Annotated in this window: 18 protein-coding genes; 10 read left to right on the top strand and 8 right to left on the bottom strand. The window is 66.0% G+C overall.

Annotated elements, in window-relative coordinates; translation table 11 throughout:
- Positions 1-67 precede the first annotated feature (67 nt).
- Together ACCQ05_RS13495 and ACCQ05_RS13490 are read left to right on the top strand one after the other, a co-directional pair.
- Positions 68-1033, top strand: coding sequence for a 5'-nucleotidase (locus ACCQ05_RS13495; protein WP_372390853.1), 966 nt, complete (start codon positions 68-70; stop codon positions 1031-1033).
- Positions 1030-1770: a spermine/spermidine synthase domain-containing protein gene (locus ACCQ05_RS13490; protein WP_372390851.1), complete on the top strand. Its 741-nt coding sequence runs from the start codon at positions 1030-1032 to the stop codon at positions 1768-1770. The genes ACCQ05_RS13495 and ACCQ05_RS13490 overlap by 4 nt, the downstream gene beginning before the upstream one ends.
- A 45-nt stretch (positions 1771-1815) precedes the next feature.
- Here ACCQ05_RS13490 and ACCQ05_RS13485 read toward each other — a convergent pair whose 3' ends face one another.
- From ACCQ05_RS13485 to can, 8 genes are all read right to left on the bottom strand, one after another.
- Positions 1816-2382 (bottom strand): DUF2939 domain-containing protein, encoded by a 567-nt coding sequence (locus tag ACCQ05_RS13485; RefSeq protein WP_372390849.1) that lies wholly within the window; start codon positions 2380-2382, stop codon positions 1816-1818.
- A 268-nt stretch (positions 2383-2650) separates the two neighbouring features.
- A complete protein-coding gene (locus ACCQ05_RS13480) occupies positions 2651-3337 on the bottom strand; it encodes a DUF2461 domain-containing protein (RefSeq protein WP_372390847.1) in 687 nt (228 codons plus the stop codon).
- Positions 3334-4779, bottom strand: coding sequence for an exodeoxyribonuclease I (gene sbcB, locus ACCQ05_RS13475; RefSeq protein ID WP_372390844.1), 1446 nt, complete (start codon positions 4777-4779; stop codon positions 3334-3336). Before sbcB ends, ACCQ05_RS13480 begins: the two co-directional genes overlap by 4 nt.
- 165 nt (positions 4780-4944) lie before the next feature.
- On the bottom strand, positions 4945-6312 hold the full coding sequence (locus ACCQ05_RS13470) for an FAD-dependent oxidoreductase (RefSeq protein WP_372390842.1): 1368 nt from the start codon (positions 6310-6312) through the stop codon (positions 4945-4947).
- A 172-nt stretch (positions 6313-6484) separates the two neighbouring features.
- Complete coding sequence (kynU, locus tag ACCQ05_RS13465) at positions 6485-7759, bottom strand: kynureninase (RefSeq protein WP_228962593.1); 1275 nt, start codon at positions 7757-7759, stop codon at positions 6485-6487.
- A gap of 33 nt (positions 7760-7792) precedes the next feature.
- Positions 7793-9922 (bottom strand): FUSC family protein, encoded by a 2130-nt coding sequence (locus tag ACCQ05_RS13460; protein WP_372394085.1) that lies wholly within the window; start codon positions 9920-9922, stop codon positions 7793-7795.
- Positions 9923-10055: 133 nt separating this feature from the next.
- Positions 10056-10604 carry a 3-hydroxyanthranilate 3,4-dioxygenase gene (locus ACCQ05_RS13455; protein WP_372390840.1) on the bottom strand — a complete coding sequence of 183 codons (549 nt, stop codon included), beginning with the start codon at positions 10602-10604 and terminating at the stop codon, positions 10056-10058.
- Between the two features lie 82 nt (positions 10605-10686).
- On the bottom strand, positions 10687-11349 hold the full coding sequence (gene can, locus ACCQ05_RS13450; protein WP_029220919.1) for a carbonate dehydratase: 663 nt from the start codon (positions 11347-11349) through the stop codon (positions 10687-10689).
- Between the two features lie 156 nt (positions 11350-11505).
- On the opposite strand from can, the gene ACCQ05_RS13445 reads away from it, so the two are divergent.
- From ACCQ05_RS13445 to ACCQ05_RS13410, 8 genes are all read left to right on the top strand, one after another.
- Entirely contained in the window at positions 11506-12042 is a 537-nt protein-coding gene (locus ACCQ05_RS13445; RefSeq protein WP_228962607.1) for a glycoside hydrolase family 108 protein, read from the top strand.
- A 42-nt stretch (positions 12043-12084) separates the two neighbouring features.
- Complete coding sequence (locus ACCQ05_RS13440; protein WP_228962591.1) at positions 12085-12615, top strand: DUF2589 domain-containing protein; 531 nt, start codon at positions 12085-12087, stop codon at positions 12613-12615.
- Positions 12616-12664: 49 nt separating this feature from the next.
- Positions 12665-13285, top strand: a complete 621-nt coding sequence (locus tag ACCQ05_RS13435; protein ID WP_104540615.1) for a DUF2589 domain-containing protein — start codon at positions 12665-12667, stop codon at positions 13283-13285.
- A gap of 47 nt (positions 13286-13332) precedes the next feature.
- On the top strand, positions 13333-13593 hold the full coding sequence (locus ACCQ05_RS13430) for a hypothetical protein (protein WP_372390838.1): 261 nt from the start codon (positions 13333-13335) through the stop codon (positions 13591-13593).
- Entirely contained in the window at positions 13594-14067 is a 474-nt protein-coding gene (locus ACCQ05_RS13425; protein WP_372390835.1) for a hypothetical protein, read from the top strand. It begins immediately after the preceding gene.
- 219 nt (positions 14068-14286) lie between these two features.
- Positions 14287-15030, top strand: a complete 744-nt coding sequence (locus ACCQ05_RS13420) for a hypothetical protein (protein ID WP_372390833.1) — start codon at positions 14287-14289, stop codon at positions 15028-15030.
- Positions 15031-15198: 168 nt separating this feature from the next.
- A complete protein-coding gene (locus ACCQ05_RS13415) occupies positions 15199-16068 on the top strand; it encodes a hypothetical protein (RefSeq protein WP_372394083.1) in 870 nt (289 codons plus the stop codon).
- A gap of 369 nt (positions 16069-16437) precedes the next feature.
- Positions 16438-17151 carry a LuxR C-terminal-related transcriptional regulator gene (locus tag ACCQ05_RS13410; RefSeq protein ID WP_324250813.1) on the top strand — a complete coding sequence of 238 codons (714 nt, stop codon included), beginning with the start codon at positions 16438-16440 and terminating at the stop codon, positions 17149-17151.
- The last annotated feature ends 224 nt before the right edge of the window (positions 17152-17375 follow it).

The raw sequence follows: 17375 nt of genomic DNA, 5'->3' as shown, positions 1-17375 counted from the left end.
GGCATCGTGCAGCGGCGGTGTCCGCTTCAAACCAATCCCCACTCCCGAATCCCGAATCCCAGCCCCAATGCCCGACAACTCCCCCAGACTCCTGACCGTCGCGGTGACCTCGCGCGCGCTGTTCGATCTCGAAGAGGGCCATGCCTTGTTCGAGGCCAGCGGGGTGGAGGCGTATTCGGCGTTCCAGCGCGAGCACGAGGACGACATCCTGCAGCCTGGCGTTGCGTTTCCGGTGGTGCGCAAGCTGCTGGCGCTCAACCACGACGTGCCCGAAGAAACCCCGCGCGTGGAGGTGATCCTGCTGTCGCGCAATTCGGCCGATACCGGCTTGCGCATCTTCAACTCGATCCAGCACTACAACCTGGGCATCGTGCGCGCCACCTTCACTTCCGGCGAGCCGACCTGGCCGTACGTCAAACCGTTCGGGACCGATCTGTTCCTGTCGGCCAACCCGGACTCGGTGCGGCGTGCGCTGACGCACGGCATTGCTGCGGCCACCATCATGCCGCGTGCGCCGGGCGAGCGTGCCGAGGCGGCTGCAGCGATTGTGGACAACGACGAAAGCCGGCTGTCCACGCAGTTGCGCATCGCCTTCGACGGCGATGCGGTGATTTTCGGCGACGAGAGCGAGCGCATCTCGCGCGAGCAGGGCGTGGAAGCCTTCGGGCGGCATGAACGCGAGCGCGCGCGCGAGCCGTTGTCGGTGGGGCCGTTCCGTAATTTTCTGTCGGCCTTGCATGCGCTGCAGGCGGCGTTCCCGCCCGGCGAAGCCTCGCCGATCCGTACCGCGCTGGTCACCGCGCGCTCGGCACCGGCGCATGAGCGGGTGATCCGCACCCTGCGCGAGTGGGGCGTGCGGCTGGACGAGGCGCTGTTTCTCGGCGGCCGGCACAAGGGGCCGTTCCTCGAAGCCTTCGGCGCGGATATCTTCTTCGACGATTCGCAGCACAACATCGACAGTGCGCGGCAGCATCAGCATGTGGCGGCCGGGCACGTGCCGCACGGCGTGGCCAACGATCCGCCGGGCCGATGAGCGAAGCGCCGCCGCCATTGCGCGTGGCGTTACGTCGCACCTGGCGCACGCTGGAGCTGTCCTTCAGCGACGACACGGTGCAGACCCGCATGGCGCGCTGGGCACCGCATCGGCTGGTGCTGTCGTATACGCGCAGCATGCTGGCCGCGTTGTGGCTGCAGCCGCATCCTGCATGCATCGGGCTGATCGGTGTGGGCGGCGGCGCGCAGTTGAAGTTCTGCCACCGTTATCTGCGGCATGCGCGTATCGAGGCGGTGGAGGCCGATGCGCAGGTGCTGGCACTGCGCGATGCCTTCGTGCTGCCGCCCGACGATGCGCGGCTGGAGATCAGCCTGGGCGATGGCGCGCAGTGGATCGGCGGGCGCGCCGGGCGCTACGACCTGTTGCTGCTGGATGCCTACGATGCCGACGGCATCCCGCCAGCGTTGTGCACTCCCGACTTCTACGCGCGGTGCCGCGCTGCACTGACGCCTGACGGGGTGCTGGCAGTCAATCTGTACGATGTGCCGATTGCCGGGCCGCTGGCGCAGCTGCGTACGATCTTCGACGGGTTGGTGCTGGTGCTGCCCGAGCCGGATCTGCGCAACCAGGTGGCCTTCGCCTGGAACCGCCGAGGTACCCCGGGCACGCTGCAGCAGGCCCTGACACCGTTGCCGTGGATGGCACGCCGCCAGTTGCGCCCCGCGATGCGACGGCTGCAGGCCGCGTGGCTGGAGCGGGCCTGGCGGTTTTCGTAACCCGGCCATCGGCAGCACGGCTTGGCTGGCTGGCGCGGCGCCACGTCACTGCGCCGGCGGCGAGCTGGCATCGCCTAGCGGCAGCTGGATATCGGTCAGCCGCCAGCGCAGGCCCTGGCGGGTCAGCACGAACACCACTGGGGCGCCGGCCGCGGTCTGGGTGGTGGCGGTGAAACGGCGGGTGGATTCGAAGCGTTGGCGCGCGCCCTGCAGTGGCCTCGCCGGTGCCGGCGCCGCGTAGGTATCGGCACTGACGGTATCGCCGGTCATGCGATTCCACACGCCATGGCCTTGCAGCAGGGCACCGATGCCCAGCGGCGTCACCAGCGTATCCACGCCGGCGCTGCTGATTCCGCTGGCCAGTTGCAGGGCGAAGCCGCCCAGCAGGCTCGATTGCATGCCGCTGCCGGCCTGGCGCACCAGGTAGTCGTCCAGCTGCGCCTTGAGGTTGACGCGCAGGCTGGGGAAATCCACATGGCGTTCCAGCTGCGCGGCGTCGCGTTCGGCGATGGCCTGGCTGATGCCGCGGATGGCCAGATACGGCCCGGCCACCACGTAGGCGGCCAGCAGGATCACCGCTGCCAAGGGCAACAACCACCAACGTTTCTTCATCGTTCGCACTCCGTTGCCAGGTGGGAGGTGTCGGCGCGCAGCGGGCCGAGACTGGCGTGTGCGAAATCTCGAAGGTGATTCGGGGGCATCCAGGACGCCCGGTCGCGCCCGGGTGCGCTCCTACGGCAGGGTGTGGCGGCGGCTGCAGGCGTTTCGCCCGGCGATCGCCGAGCTACGCGACATTGGTAGCGGCACCTCCGGGCGCGATGGGCATTGCCGATTGCGCGTCGCGGGTGCAGGCGAGCGACTGCTTGCCTCGCCAGACGCATCAGAATTCCAGATCCAGCGCCGCGCACAGGTAATCGACGAACGGCGCCAGGATCACCAGGTCCGCCTCGATGGTCTGGCGCAGGCGTGGTCCGGTCATGACGGCGTCGTCCAGGTGGCGCAGGTAGGCCCAGTTGCGATGCTTGAGGTCGTCGATGAATTCGAAATCGTTGGGAAAGCCACGCGGTGCACGCACCAGTTTCTCGCTGTCGTCCAACGCGAACTTGCGGCGTAGCTTGGGATTGTGCGCAGCCGCTTTCCAGCTACCCGGATTGTCGAAAATGAACTGGCGCAGCTTGCGCTGGGTCTCCGGTTCCGGATGCCAGAGGCCTGCACCGACAAAGCTCTCGCCCGGTTGCAGATGGATGTAGAACGATGGCGCTGGTACTTCGCGTCGGCGCGCATGGAACAGGCGCGCACCCTGCCAGTTCTTGTACGGCGATTTGTCGTTGGAAAAGCGCGCATCGCGGTAGATGCGAAACAGCGAGCCACCCTGGGTCCTGGGGTCGGCGCGATAGTGCTCGCTGACCTGTGCCAGGCCCGGTTGCAGATCGGTGATCAGCTGTAGGAACGGCTGGCGCACATGCGCCTCGTACTGGTGCCGGTGGTCGTTGAACCAGGTCTTGTCGTTGTGGCGGGCCAGGGCGCGCAGGAACTTGAAACTGGCATCGGAAAAATAGCTGGTCATAGCGTGCGTTGGAGGTCCGAACCCCAGGCGGCGAGCTGGTCGAGTAGGGCTTGCTTGGTAGCATCGTCGGGGTGAGCAAGCCGTAAATCCGCGATCTGCGCCTGGTACTGCGCCAGCGTCACTTCGCCCAGCCCGCGGTCTTCGAGCAGGCGCTGGCGGCGGTAGGCATTCCAGCGGTCCAGTTCCGCGATCGACAGCGTCTGCGGCCAGTTGCGCGCGCGGTAGCGGAACAGCAGCTCGATCAGGCGCGGGTCGCGGAAGCGCGCCTCCAGCGCGCCCAGCTCGGCCGGTGCGCTGGCGCGCACCTGGGCCAGCAGACGCTTGTCGCCTTCGGCCAGGAAGCCGTCGTAGAGCGAGGCGTCGGCATCGTTGCCCGCGGCATCGGCGCCGCGCTCGTTGGCGTACACCTGGCGGACCTTCTCGGCCAGGGCGGGGCCCAGTGCGCGCAGGCGCTCGGCCTTGGCCAACACTGCGGTGCGGTCCACGCCCAGGCGCTGGAAATCGGCATCGCGCAGATGTTGCCAGGCCACCAGCGCCGGCGACTTGTTCAGATGCACTTCCTTGAGCGCAATGCGTTGTTCGCCCTCGGGCAGATCGGCAGCGCGGATGTACAGCCGCTCGGCGATCTCCTCCGGGCTCAGCCGCAGCAGCACCTCCGGGTCGCCGTCCAGATCGAACACGATCACCCGGCTGTCGATGCGTGGGTGCCGGGTCAGCGGCAGTACGACCGCCGCGCACAGGCGCGAGGCCGGGTAACGCTGGGAGATGTGCAGCACCGGCTGCATGCCGATCACATCCAGCAGCGTGGCGGCAAAGCGCTTGTCGCGCAGGCGCAGCGCGTAGTCCCACAGCTTCGGCTGGTGCTGCTGGAATCTGCGCGCCATGCCGATGGTGGCGTACACATCGGACAACGCTTCATGCGCATCGCCCTCGCGCACGTCGTTGGCATCGGCCAGGTGTTCGAGCTTGAACGAGGTGGCGCCGTCCTCGCGTTGCGGCCAGACGATGCCGTCCGGGCGCAAGGCATGCACCAGGCGCAGCACGTCCAGCAGGTCCCAGCGCGAATTGCCGCCGCGCCATTCGCGCTCGTAGGGGTCGTAGAAGTTGCGGAACAGGCCGCAGCGCACGAACTCGTCGTCGAAGCGGATCGAGTTGTAGCCCAGCGTGCAGGTCTGCGGGCGGCCCATCTGTTCGGCGATCCGCGCGAACGCTTCGGCCTCGTTCACGCCTTCGCGCAGCGCGTGCTGCGGCGTGATGCCGGTGACCATGCTGGCGTAGGGCGAGGGCAGCAGGTCGTCGGCCGGCTGTACGAAGAAGCTGATCGGCTCTTCGATCACGCGCAGCTGCGCATCGGTGCGCACCGCGGCGAACTGCGCGATGCGGGTGCGGCGCGGGTCCTGGCCGAAGGTTTCCAGGTCGTAGAAGAGAAAGGTCTCGGGCATGCGGTGGCGACATCCAGATCCGCGGCGCACGGTGCAGGCGCCGCCTAGTGGCCGCTAGTATCCCTCATCGCCGAGCGGGTGCGCTGAGGCGCAGCTGTGCGACTGTCGGCGACAGCGCTGCAGGCATGCGCTGCATGTGGCCATTGCAGCAAGGCGCGGCAGGCTTCAGTGCGCGCCCTCCAGCGGCTCCAGGCGGGCATGCACCACCGCTTCCAGCGCGGCCCAGTCGATCTTGGACAGGTCGCTGTGTCCGCGCGTGGCCTCGACCAGGATCTGGCGCTGGATCTCGCTGCGCGCCAGCGCGATCGAATAGCGCGTGCGCAGAAAGGTCACCATGGTGTAGTGCGGCACGAAGCGGGTGGGCCAGCGCGCCTGCAATTGCTGCTCGAGGTCGCGTTGCAGCAGGAAGTCGGCATCGCCGACGCGGTCGCGCATTTCCAGGTAGTTTTCCAGTGCCATCTGCTGGATCGCGGCGGCATCGTCGCGGCGCGCCGCTTCGAACGCGGCGAACGCGCTGCCGATGTCGTCGTGCGCATCCATCTGCTCGGCCAGCGCCACGCAGTCTTCGAACGCGCAGTTCATGCCCTGGCCGTGGAAGGGCACCATCGCGTGCGCGGCATCGCCGATCAGCAGTGCGCGGCTATCCAGGTGCCAGCGCTCCAGGGTGAGGGTACCGAGCAGTCCGGGCGGATGTTCCTCCCAGTGCTCTTCCAGTTTCGGGATCAGCGGCAGCGCGTCGGGAAAATCGCGGGCGAACAGGGCATGGGCTTCTTCGCCGGTGCGGGTAGTGGCGAAGCTGGGCTCGCCGGCGTTGGGCAGGAACAGGGTGACGGTAAAGGTGCCGCCATCGTTGGGCAGCGCGATGCACATGTAGCGCCCACGCGGCCAGATGTGCAGCGCATTGCCTTCGATGCGGAAGCCGCCATCGGGCAGCGGCGGAATTTCCAGTTCCTTGTACGAGTGATCGAGAAATTCGATGCGCTCGCCCAGTGGCGATTTGCGCTGCATCGCCGCACGCAGCGCCGAGCCGGCGCCGTCGCTGCCGATCAGGCTCTGGAAATGGATCTCGTGCGGCTGGTCGTCGCGGTCGTCGATGAAGCGCGCATAGCCGGCATCGAAGTCCACCGTGTGCAGGCGGCGATGGAAGTGCACGCGCGCACCGGCCTGTTCGGCCAGGTCCAGCAATGCGATGTTCAATGCAGCGCGGTGGATCGACCAGATCACCTCGCTGTCGTCGCGGCCATAGCGCTGCAGCTGCGGTGCCCCGCTGACCGGGTGCACCATGCGCCCGCGCATCATCACCGCCTTGGCCATCACTGCGTCTTCGGCACCGGCCTGGCGCAGCGCATGGCGGCCGCGTTCGGCCAGTGCCAGGTTGATCGAACGGCCCGATTCGTAGCCCTTGATGCGCGGGTCGCCGCGGCGTTCGTAGACGGTGACCTGCCAGCCGCGGCGCGACAGCAGGATGGCCAGCAGGCAACCGGCCAGGCCGGCGCCGATCAGGGTCAGGGAGCGAGGGGAGACTGGGCTCAATGCAATGTCCGGCAGCAGCCGGACGCAGCGCCGGCAAAAAGGGGGAGACAGCAACTGGCAATGGCGGCCGCCCTGGCATCAGCCATGGGCGGGGCTGGGAGTGTACGTGCGCATGCGGCGATTCCGCGTGCCGGTCGCGCGGCCTGGTGGCACGGCAGTCAGCCTGCCGCGCTCAGGCGGCGGCCCAGGCTTCCACCTGCTCCACGAAGGTGTGCAGATCGCTGAAGCGGTTGTACAGCGGCACCGGCGCGATGCGGATCACGTCCGGTTCGCGCCAGTCGCCAAGCACGCCGGCCGCACGCAGATGTTCGAACAGGGCGCGCCCCTGCGCGCGCCCGCCGGCCACCCGCAGCGACAGCTGGCAGCCGCGCCGCGCCGGTTCGGCCGGGGTGACGATCTGCAGCACCTGCGGCAGCCGAGCGTGGATCAGCTGTTCCAGATGGCCGGTGAGCCGTTCGGACTTGGCGCGCAAGGCGGCCATGCCGGCCTGGTCGAACAGCTCCAGCGACGCGCGCAGCGGCGCCAGTGCCAGCACCGGCGGGTTGCTCAGCTGCCAACCTTCGGCGCCGGGCGAGGGCACGAACTGTGGATCCATGCGGAAACGGGTCTGCTGCTCATGCCCCCACCAGCCGGCCATGCGTGGCAGATCGCTGCTGGAGTGCCGTTCGTGCACGAAGCAACCGCCCACCGCGCCGGGGCCGGCGTTAAGGTACTTGTAGTGGCACCACACCGCAAAGTCGGCGCCATCGTCGTGCAGGGTCAGCGGGAGATTGCCCACCGCATGCGCCAGGTCGAATCCCACCGCGGCGCCCTGCGCGTGCGCCAGGCGCACGATCCCGGCCAGATCGAAGGCCTGGCCGGTGCGGTACTGGATGCCGGGCCACAGCACCAGCGCCAGCCGCGGGCCATGCACGGCAATGGCCTGGGCAATGGCGGCCATCGACAGCGTGCCGTCGGCTTCGTCGGCCTGCACTTCGATCAGATGGGTGGCCGGATCCAACCCGTGCAGGCGCAACTGCGATTCCACCGCATGGCGGTCGGAGGGGAACGCGCCGGCCTCGATCAGGATCGCACCGCGCTCGGTAGTGGGGCGATAGAAGCTCGCCATCATCAGATGCAGGTTGACGCTGAGGGTATTCATCGCCACCACCTCGCCAGGCTGCGCGCCGACCACGCGCGCCAGCCCGTCGCGCACCAGCTGGTGATAGGTCAGCCACTGGGTAGGGCCGGTGAAGTGGCCCTCCACCGCCAATGCGCCCCACAGATCGAGCACCTCGCTCACCATGGCGCGCGCCTTGCGCGGTTGCAGGCCCAGCGAATTGCCGACGAAATAGGTCTGGTCGGCACCGGCATGCTGCGGAAACACGAAGGCATCGCGCAGGGCGTGCAGCGGGTCGGCGGCATCCAGCGCCGCGGCATGGGAGCGGGACAGTGCGTCGGTGGTCATCGGGCTCGCAGTGGTCTGAATCGATGCGGCAGTTTACCCGCCGGCTCCATGCACGCCGTCATCCGTTGCCGCGGTGTCGGTCGAGGTCGCTCGGACGGGGCGCAGCAGATGGGTGAGCGTGCCGATGCTGTCGGTGACGCGGTCGATGGTGTCGGCCAGCGCAACGGTGGTTGGCGAGCTGTCGGGCAAGGCGGCCAGCGCGTCGGACAGCGTGCGCTCGGCGCTGCGCAAGGTGGCCGCGGCCGGCGTGCCACCATCGGCCAGGCAGGCAATGAGCTCGGCCAGAGCCTGGTCGGCACGTTCGGCAAATGCCGGCAGCGCGTCCAGCGTGGGCAAGGGGTGGCCATCGCGCAACACCGCTTCCAGCAGCAAGGTGGCGCGGATCAGCCGGTTGCCATTGGCCAGCAACGATTCGGCCAGCTTGAGCTCCTGCAGGTTGCGCCGGCTGCGCGGCTCGCCACGCAGCCGCTCGATCGAGGCCTGCGTATTGGTCCGCGCCACGCGTGCCGCGGCGCGGCTGTCGTTCAGGCGCTCCATCCGCCCAAGCAGCAGGTTGTGCAGATGTTCGCGATAGGCGTCGAGCAACTGCGCCAGCGCGCTGCGGATCTGCCGGCGTTCGCGCGTGGGCCACAGCGCGTAGGCGATCAACGCCAGCGCGCTGCCGGCCACGGTGGCCTGCAGGCGCGCGCCAACGGCCTCGCCGGGCGTGACGCCCTCGAAGGACAGCAGCAGCACCAGCATGCCGGTGAGGAAGGCCACGCCGATGCCGTAGTTGACCTGGGTCAGCAAGCGGAAGCCCAGGCAGAACAACGCCAGCAGGGCCAGGCGGATGCTGGCGCCATCCATCGCCAGATGCGCGAGCAGGGTGGCCAGCAGCAGGCCGACGAAGGTGCCGGCCACGCGCAGCGCGCCGAAGCTGAAGGTGCCGCCGAAATCCGGCTTGAGCACGATGGCGGTGGTCATCGGGATCCAGAATCCATGCGGAATCTGCTGCCAGCGCTGGAAGGCGATCGCCAGCGCCAGGCACACCCCGCAGCGCAGTGCGTGGCGGAATGCCACCGAGGACAGATCCAGGTTCGCACGTAGGGTCGCCCACCTGGCCGCTGGCCGCAGTGCCGCCGGCAGGCGCGCTTCGGCCAGTTGCGCCTGGATGTCGCCACGGCTGCTGGCCCAGTGCGCATTGCGGATCAGGGCGCGCAGCTGCCCACCCAGGCCCTGCGCGCGGGCCACCGCCACGCGCACCAGGCGGCGCTCGCGGGTGTCGGCGTTATCGTGCTGGAACTGCGCCAGCGCGGCGACCAGATCGTCGAAGCCGGTCATCGATGCATCGGCCGCCTTCGGGTCTTCGCCCGCCGTCATCGCATGCGCCAGCTGCTCCAGCACGATGGCGCCGCGTTCCAGTACCCGTTCGATCGCCGGGCGCGCCTGCGAATCGCTCAATCGGGTGTCGGCATCGGCCAGCGACAGCAGCTCCAGCCGCACGCGGTCGCACAGCTCGGCGATGATGCGAAAGCTCTGCACCGCGATCGCGCGCGAGCGGTGTTCGCCGTGCAGCATCACCATCGCATCCAGCACTTCCTGGGTGGCCGGCGGTGCGGCGCCGGCGTCTGGACGCTGCCGGGCGATGCCGGCCAGTTGCCGCATCAGCTCGGCCAGCGCAAAGCGCTCCGGGCGATAGCGCTGCAGCGGCCAGGCCGCCAGCGCCAGCAGCACCTGCAGCAGGCCGCCGGCGAAGATCAATGCCGCCACGCCGGGCGCCTGCTCGGCCGGCAGCCGCATGTCGGCGCTGACCACCAGCAGGATCATGCTGGTCAGCCCGACCCGCGCCGCCACCGGTCCCAGCGCGACCAGCAGGCCGCCACCCAGGCCGAGCAGCAGCCCGGCCAGTACCAACGCCGGCGTGTCGTGCCCGACCCACACGCCCAGCAAGGCCGCCAGGCCCGCCGCCAGTGCAGCCATCAGCATGCGCTGCAGGCGCGCGCGGTACGGGCCGGGCTGGTCGGAGAACATGGTGTTGAGCGCGCCGCTGCACACCGCCAGCCCGGCCGCGACATGCCCGGTGGCCACCCCGACCGCCAGCGGCAACACCACCGCAGCGGTGTTGCGCAGGGCCACGCGCAATGGCACATCGCGCGGCTTGAGGTCGATCAGTGCGCGCAGCATGGTGCCGATGGGCGAGGTGACGACGGAAACAACGACTGCGTGGGTGTCATGCACAAGACACCGTCACGTGCGGGTACTGCGTGCACCTGCGCATGGGCGATCGCCTGCATCGCGCTGCGCGTGCCCGCCGTGATCACGCCCCGCTGCCCACCGCCTGTTCGGCGGTGGCATAGCGCTCGGGCGCAGGATGCACGTGCCCGCATCGCGTACAGGTACGCAGCGCGAGCGAGCGATAGAAGTGGTCGAACACCGGCGGAAAGTCGGTTTCGATATTGCGCAGCGGGAACATCGCTTCGTACAGCTGGTGATTGCACTGCGGGCAATACCATTGCAGCCCATCGTGCTCGTGCGGCAGGCGCTCGCGCTCGATCACCAGACCCACCGAGCCGGCGGCGCGCTGTGGCGAATGTGGCACTTTCGGCGGCAGCAGGAAGATCTCGCCGGCGCGGATCGGGATATCGCGCGCCACGCCTTCGTCCTGCACCTTCAGTACCATCTCGCCTTCGAGCTGGAAGAACCACTCCGGGCCTTCGTCGTAGTGATAGTCGGTGCGTGCATTCGGCCCACCGACGACCATGATGATGAAGCCATCCTGCTGGATGCACTTGTTGCCCACCGGCGGCTTGAGCAGGTGGCGGTGTTGCTCGATCCAGGCGTGCAGATTGATCGGCGGGATCAGCATCGGCATTTCTCGACAAAGAAGGCCAGCATAGCCAACCGGCGGCGCCGATGGGCACCGCGGTGGCTCACGTATGGGCGACGACTCAGCGTTCGGCGTGGTCGGCCTGGATCTGCGCCAGCGCCGCGTCGTAACGTTCCTGCAACAGCTCCGGGCGATCGATCGACATGCCCAGGTCGTGCGCATGCCCGTCGCGCAGGCTGTACACCCAGCCGTGCACGCACAATGCCTGCCCACGGTCCCAGGCATCGCGCACGATGGTGGTACGGCACACATTGACCACCTGTTCCAGCACGTTGAGCTCGCACAGGCGCGCGTGCTGCACCGGCAGATCACCCGCATCGTGCAGGCAGGCCTCGTGCTTGTCGGCCACATCGGTGACGTGACGGATCCAGTTGTCCACCAGCCCCATGCGCTTCTGGGTGAGGCTGGCGAACACGCCACCGCAACCGTAGTGGCCCACCACCAGGATGTGCTTGACCTTGAGCACGTCGACCGCGAACTGGATCACCGACAGGCAGTTCAAATCGGTATGCACCACCACGTTGGCGATGTTGCGATGGACGAACACCTCGCCCGGCGCCATGTCGATGATCTGATTGGCCGGCACGCGCGAGTCAGAGCAGCCGATCCATAGGTATTCGGGCGTCTGCTGGGTGGACAGCTTGGAGAAAAATTCCGGGTCTTCGCGACGGATACGCTCGGACCAGGCACGGTTGTTGTCTAGCAGATGGTTGAGCTCGTTCATGGGGTCAGTATTCCAGAAAACGCGGTCGTGGTGGCCCCCTGCCGGGGCCCGGGATGAATCAGCTTTCAGGCAACTTAGTATCGGCGAATGGCCGATGTCCGGCTGTTGCACCGATGTGGAAACTGGCGCCACCGATCAATTCGACAGGTGGCGCCGATGGCTGACTTCAACGTGTTTTTTCCAACCCTGCTCAAGCACGAAGGCGGCTTCGTCAACGATCCCGCCGATCCGGGTGGGGCCACCAACAAAGGCATCACGCTGCTGACCTTCAAGGCCTGCGCCCAGAACTTGCTGGGCGTGGAGCCAAGCCTGGCGAACCTGCGTGCCTTGACGGATGCCCAGGCCGGGGTGATTTACAAGGCGCAGTACTGGGACCGGCTGCGCGCCGACCAGATCGCACTGCAGCCGTTGGCCAACATCCTGTTCGATTTCTATGTCAACGCCGGCGGCAACGCGATCAAGCTGCTGCAGACCGTGCTCAACGCGCAGACCGGCGGCTCGCTGGTGGCGGACGGGCGGATGGGACCGGCGACTTTCGCCGCACTGGCATCCAGCAACCAGCAAGACCTCTATGCACGCTACAGGGCCGGCCGCAAGGACTACTACCAGCGACTGGTCGCCGCGCGACCTGCGCTTGGCAAGTTTCTCAAGGGATGGCTGGCACGCGTGGATAGCTTTCCCGAGGCGGTCTGAGCCGGCACCGGCCCAGCGACATCTCCGACCAACGAGTCCAACATGGCGCAAATCTCTCTCAATGATCTGATCGAAGCGCTGGCCGGGGCGGTCATCGACGCCCAGGACCGGATCGAACAGCACCAGATGGCCAATCTGGGCGCGTTCTTCGACGAGGACAACCGTCCCAGAAGCGTTCTGATCCGCTTGCCGTCGCAGCATCCGGAAGCGGGCGAGAACGACGAAGACCTGTATCGCGCACCGCTGTTGCCGCTGGTGTCGTCCAACGTCCTGCGTATCAAGGACGTCGAGATCAGCTTCGATGCGCAACTCGGCGAGCTCAGCGAACTGGACGAAGCAGCGTTGCCGGCGTCGCTGGCGGTTCCAGCCGCCGTCGAGGACTGGCATCCCAAGCCGCCGGCGCTGCCCGGCCAGATCGGCATCGATCTCGGCTCCAACGCAAAAAGTGCGCGGCACAGTGCGGTGCATGTCGTGTTGCGCGTGGAAGGCAGCGAGCCGACCGAAGGCGTGGCACGTCTCATCAATCGTCTTGCGCAGTCGCAAGGCGTGTTCAAGACGGTCAAGGGAGACTGATTCCCGCCGTCATCGATTCTTATGAAACATCACTCTTCAGGAGAGCACCATGAGCGATATTGTCAATATGTCCGACCAATTCAAGGGCCTGCCGATGGCGGATCTGATCGGCGCCCCGTTGCGTGCAGCCTGCGATGCGCAGGTCATGCTGGCCCGCGCCACCGCCGACTTCATCAAGGTCATCGGTTTCCTGCCGCCGACCGACCCTGCTGCCGATCCCAACGGAAACGGCGGCACACGGACTGCGCAGTTCAAGTTCAAACGCCCGGTCGAAGACCCCAGCGGTACCGGGATGGCCGAGGAGGAAGTGGAGATCGTGGTGCCGCTACTGACCTTGGTCAATGTTCCCAATCTGAGCATCCAGACCGTGGACGTGACCTTCGATATGGAAGTCAAATCCTCTTTCTCGGAAAAGGAAGCCGAAGACAAGAGCCTCAAGGTGGATCTGGAGGCAAGCGTCGGCTGGGGCGTGTTCAAGGCCAAGGTCAACGTGCAGGGATCGGTGTCCAGCCACAAGGAAAACACGCGATCTTCGGATAACTCGGCCAAGTATCACGTCGCATTGCACGCCGAAGATCGCGGCACCCCCGAAGGGCTGTCGCGCGTGCTCGACATCCTGCAGACCGCCGCAGCGCCACGCAAAGTCTCAGCGCCTGTGCAGGTGCCGTAAGCGTCGCTGCTGAGTCCTGTACCTTTCTATCACCCGAGTCGTTGCCGATGATCGATTTATCAGAAGTGAGCTATATCAAGCGCATCATCGTCGGCAGCGACAACCCGGCAAAGATGCAGACTGCCGAGCAGGTCGATGCCGCGCAGCAACTGCTCAATCGCTGCCTCAGCGAAGCGCCCAAGGGAGCGATTCTCGGGATCGAGAAGAGCTTCAATATCCTGCAGCTGGGCGAGCATCAGGTGGTGCTGCAATGGTTGTGCTACCACGTTGGGTTCAAGCGCAAGCCGATCTGGCTGACGGAGTCGTAGATGGCACAGGCGAACTATTCCTTGGACGCCTTCGTGGAGTTGCTCGACCAGACCGTCCTACGAGCGCAACAGCGATGCCGCCAGCGCCACGCCGCACTGGTGCATGCTGCAGTGGCCGCCTGCGGCATGCAGGTTCGCTGCGTGGATGATGAAGAAACGGCCCATGGCAAAATGGAGACCGTGCTGTCCATTCCGGTCTGCCAGTTGCGCGCGCTGCGGCTATCGCAAATCAGCGAGTTTTCGTTGATGCTGGACGTGCAGATAGAGGCGGTCACGCAGAGCGACGGTGCTCCCGGACTGGCGCTGCGTATTGCGCCGCCACGCAGCCGTACGTCGAGCCACACGCTGAAAATCGGCTATCAGGGCAGCACGTGTCCGCGTGGCGTGCTTTGGTTCGATGGCGTCGCGTTGAAGGAATGGACGCTTCATCCGTTCGTGGACGAGCCACCTTCCGATCCCGGAGTGGTGCCGTGAGGTTGCTGCTGTCAGACGCCGATGCCCGCGCGCTCGCCGAGCGGCTAGGAACCGATGTGGCGACCCTGCATGCGGATCTCCGCCGGCGGTCTTGGCGCAGGCGGCGATCCATCTTCATTATCTACCTGGTTGCCGTTCTGGTGATTGCTGCAGCCGGTGTGCTGAGCAGAAGCTTGATCGATCTTTCCATCCTGTCCAACTTCTTATCGGAGCTTTCTCATGTCTGGCCAACCTCATCATCAGCCTCACGTTCTCCGCATCGCCTCAGCCCTGGCCTTGTGTCTTTCGTTGACCGCAGTACAGGCCGCTCCGGCTGGCAGCATTCCGACGGGTGACTGGCGCGGAATCCTGTCCGCCAGCGGCGGTGCCGGCCCGGTTTATGTCCGCCTGAGCGGGCGCGCGGTGGAAGCTGACGGCACCAAAACGGCGGACGTGCGGTTTGGACCTCCTTTCAATTGTGCGCTGGAGCTACGGGCGCAGCCGGACGGTTACGCGCTGCTGTCGCGCAATGGCGGCAGGTTTTGCGATGCGCTAGCTGGTGGCCGCGCCCAGCTTGAGGTGACGGAAGGTGCGAAGTCCGGCATGCAACTCACGCTGCCTGGCCGCGATTCGCCGTTGGTCGTTGCCTTGGACCAGAGCAGTGCAGGTTTGGCCGAAGCCGGGCGCTGGCGCGGGGCGGGCCTGATTTCCGCCCAGCTGGAGATCGTGGCGACCACACTCCGCCCGGGAGACGTGCTCGGTCGCCTGCGCTATGGCGCCCCCCGCGACTGTCAGGTGGAATTGCGCTATGCCGGGCGTGCAGCAGGCATGTTGAACGCCTGGATCGGAGCCAACGATAGAGGCTACTGCCGCCAGCTCAGCGATGGTCAGGCCAGTCTGCGGATCCGCGACGATGGCAGTGCAGAGCTTGCTCTTATCGTGAAAGGTCAGCGCGATACGACACTGTTCGAGCGGATGCCCTGATGTTGGCTTAGGTGTGCGCCTGCACCTCGGGAATCACTTATGTGGAAGCGAACCAGGATGCGCGTCGGCCTGCGGCGACGCGCAGTGGCCCAGTCCGTCTCGCCGGCAGGATTCACCGGGCCGGTGTTCTCCAGCGTGCTTGAGCAACTGGAGCTCGAATGTCGGGCCATGGTGTCGTATGCGCTAAAGCAGGGGTTGGCAATGTCCCCCGATCTGCCTGGCCGGTTGGCGGAACTACGGGTGATGCCTGGCGCCTCCCTGCATGGCGAAGCCGGCGCGCGCGAACTGGCAGGTCTGCACCGACAGCTGGTTCGCGCGATCCAACCGGCAACTCCGCAAGCGGTGGTGCTGATCGAGCGGGAGCGGTTGCGCGGTGGTCTTTTGCGCTGGCTCGGCCCAATTCCGCTGATCCGCACCTTGACCTTGAGCTCGGTCGGCTGTCTTGCCACAGTGGTCGGACTGGCGATGTCTAGCTCGGTCAACGAGCAGAACATCGCGCTCGGGTTTCTCGATTCCTCGGGCAGCACGCTGGCCTGGAATGTGATGTTCATCCTGGCCTGTGCCGGGCTTGGTGCAGCGTTTTCTGCGCTCTTTCAGGCCCATCGTTACGTCGCCGACGCGACGTACGATCCGCGATTCGATTCTTCCTATGCCGCGCGCATGATCCTGGGCCTCATCGCCGGCCTGATTTTGGTGGAGTTGCTGCCGGAGGATCTGTTTGCCGAAACTAGCCTGGGCGCGTTCGGAAAACCCGCTCTGGCGATGATGGGCGGATTTTCGGCAAGTGCCGTCTATCGCCTGCTGCAGCGCATGGTCGAAGTCATGGAAACTGCCGTCCGCGGCGATTCCAGCCAACACGCCGCTGCCGCGATCCAGTCGCAGCGCGCATCGGTCGAGTCCGAAGGCATCCGCGCGCGCGGCGAGCTTGCTGCAGGTCTGCTGGACCTGCAGCGTGAGATGGAAGCGGACCCGCGTTTGGATCAAGTGCGTCAGCAACTGGCCGGCCTCGCCAGGCAGATGATGTCCGGCGATTCGTGATCTTTAGCGGGCGCGCTGCAGCGAGAGCCGAGTTGGATTTATCTGCAACCTTATGCAGAAACGATGTCTGGCACAGCGTGCCGAGCATCAGGTGGGATGTGTGTCGGTGTGGAGCGGCACAGTTCGCTTCGGCTCGTTCAACGTGTTAACACACCTTGCGCAAACGTACCCGTCGTTGCGTCACACCGACATCTACACCGTCTTCAAAACCAGCATTTGACGGTTTCCAAATCAGTCCAGGACCGATGGTTCCGAGGTGAGCGTATGACAAGCTCGCTCAAGTGCTCCTGCCGAGCATCTGTCGATTCGCTGCAGCGCGCCGCTCGAAAGCCGCTGCACAGTGCGGTCCCCATTCGTGCAACCGAGGGAATGATGAAGACACGTATCGTCGTCGCTGCTGATCGCACCATCCTCGTGGAGGGTATGGTCGCTTTGCTGCAAAAGGTTCCGGATTTCGAAGTGGTAGGGCACGCCGAAGACGGGCTGGCGTGTCTTCAGATCGCTGCCAGAGAGCAGCCGGATATCGTCCTGGTGGATGTCCTGCTCCCCGGCCTCAATGGCATAGATCTGACGCGACGTTTGATTCAACGCAGTCCCAACAGCCGGGCAATCTGCATTGCTCCATCTGATGCCTGCATGCGTGCCAGCGCAGTCTTCGAGGCAGGCGCAAAAGCCTACCTGGCGCGAACCAGCACCTTCGCCGAATTGTTGCGTGCAATTCAACTCGTTGGTCAAGATCAGATCTATATCAGTCCTCAGATGTCGCGTTCGCTGATCGCAGGACTGCGTCGAGCCGCCAAGGACGACTCCGCGTATACCCGGCTGACCTCGCGTGAGCGCGAAATCGTGCAGCTTTACTCCGAGGGTCTGTCCACCAGGCAGATCGCTACGCGCCTGCACTTGAGCGTGAAAACGGTGGGGACGCATCGCGAAAACTGCATGTTGAAGCTCAATATCCAAAGCATCGCCCAGCTCACCCGTTATGCAATCGCACAAGGGCTTTCTCCACTGGATCCTGTATCCGGCGGTGGTGGCGAGCTGTCGGAAGCATTCGTGCCGCAGCGGTCGTGCCAAGCTGGCTGAGTTGCCCAGGCTTTTGCAAAGACGGGTGCCAGTCACACAGCATTCGGCGCATGGCTGCGATGCCCTCGCGAGAGGGGGTGCTTCGCTACGCCGAGAGTGATCGATGGATTTTCCGTTCCGGTCACGCGATGCTCAACGATGCGGTTTGCGAGCGCCTGCAGGAACCTTTCGGTGGCGCCAATCCTGTCGTGACAGTGAGAATGTTGCGTCAACTTTTATCGCAG

The sequence above is a fragment of the Xanthomonas sp. NCPPB 3582 genome (genome assembly GCF_041475735.2).
Taxonomy (GTDB): Bacteria; Pseudomonadota; Gammaproteobacteria; order Xanthomonadales; family Xanthomonadaceae; genus Xanthomonas; species Xanthomonas codiaei.
Note: the sequence above shows the minus strand (reverse complement) of the source record. Positions and strands in the feature narration are given on the sequence as shown.

Excerpts from the sequence above, each read along its gene's own strand:
- ACCQ05_RS13425 (WP_372390835.1), top strand. The coding sequence starts at position 13,594 with ATGGCACAGGCGAACTATTCCTTGGACGCCTTCGTGGAGTTGCTCGAC.
- ACCQ05_RS13495 (WP_372390853.1), top strand. The coding sequence starts at position 68 with ATGCCCGACAACTCCCCCAGACTCCTGACCGTCGCGGTGACCTCGCGC.
- kynU (WP_228962593.1), bottom strand. The coding sequence starts at position 7,759 with ATGACCACCGACGCACTGTCCCGCTCCCATGCCGCGGCGCTGGATGCC.
- ACCQ05_RS13435 (WP_104540615.1), top strand. The coding sequence starts at position 12,665 with ATGAGCGATATTGTCAATATGTCCGACCAATTCAAGGGCCTGCCGATG.
- ACCQ05_RS13440 (WP_228962591.1), top strand. The coding sequence starts at position 12,085 with ATGGCGCAAATCTCTCTCAATGATCTGATCGAAGCGCTGGCCGGGGCG.
- can (WP_029220919.1), bottom strand. The coding sequence starts at position 11,349 with ATGAACGAGCTCAACCATCTGCTAGACAACAACCGTGCCTGGTCCGAG.
- ACCQ05_RS13430 (WP_372390838.1), top strand. The coding sequence starts at position 13,333 with ATGATCGATTTATCAGAAGTGAGCTATATCAAGCGCATCATCGTCGGC.
- sbcB (WP_372390844.1), bottom strand. The coding sequence starts at position 4,779 with ATGCCCGAGACCTTTCTCTTCTACGACCTGGAAACCTTCGGCCAGGAC.
- ACCQ05_RS13480 (WP_372390847.1), bottom strand. The coding sequence starts at position 3,337 with ATGACCAGCTATTTTTCCGATGCCAGTTTCAAGTTCCTGCGCGCCCTG.
- ACCQ05_RS13490 (WP_372390851.1), top strand. The coding sequence starts at position 1,030 with ATGAGCGAAGCGCCGCCGCCATTGCGCGTGGCGTTACGTCGCACCTGG.
- ACCQ05_RS13420 (WP_372390833.1), top strand. The coding sequence starts at position 14,287 with ATGTCTGGCCAACCTCATCATCAGCCTCACGTTCTCCGCATCGCCTCA.
- ACCQ05_RS13445 (WP_228962607.1), top strand. The coding sequence starts at position 11,506 with ATGGCTGACTTCAACGTGTTTTTTCCAACCCTGCTCAAGCACGAAGGC.
- ACCQ05_RS13410 (WP_324250813.1), top strand. The coding sequence starts at position 16,438 with ATGATGAAGACACGTATCGTCGTCGCTGCTGATCGCACCATCCTCGTG.
- ACCQ05_RS13460 (WP_372394085.1), bottom strand. The coding sequence starts at position 9,922 with ATGCTGCGCGCACTGATCGACCTCAAGCCGCGCGATGTGCCATTGCGC.
- ACCQ05_RS13485 (WP_372390849.1), bottom strand. The coding sequence starts at position 2,382 with ATGAAGAAACGTTGGTGGTTGTTGCCCTTGGCAGCGGTGATCCTGCTG.
- ACCQ05_RS13455 (WP_372390840.1), bottom strand. The coding sequence starts at position 10,604 with ATGCTGATCCCGCCGATCAATCTGCACGCCTGGATCGAGCAACACCGC.
- ACCQ05_RS13415 (WP_372394083.1), top strand. The coding sequence starts at position 15,199 with ATGGTGTCGTATGCGCTAAAGCAGGGGTTGGCAATGTCCCCCGATCTG.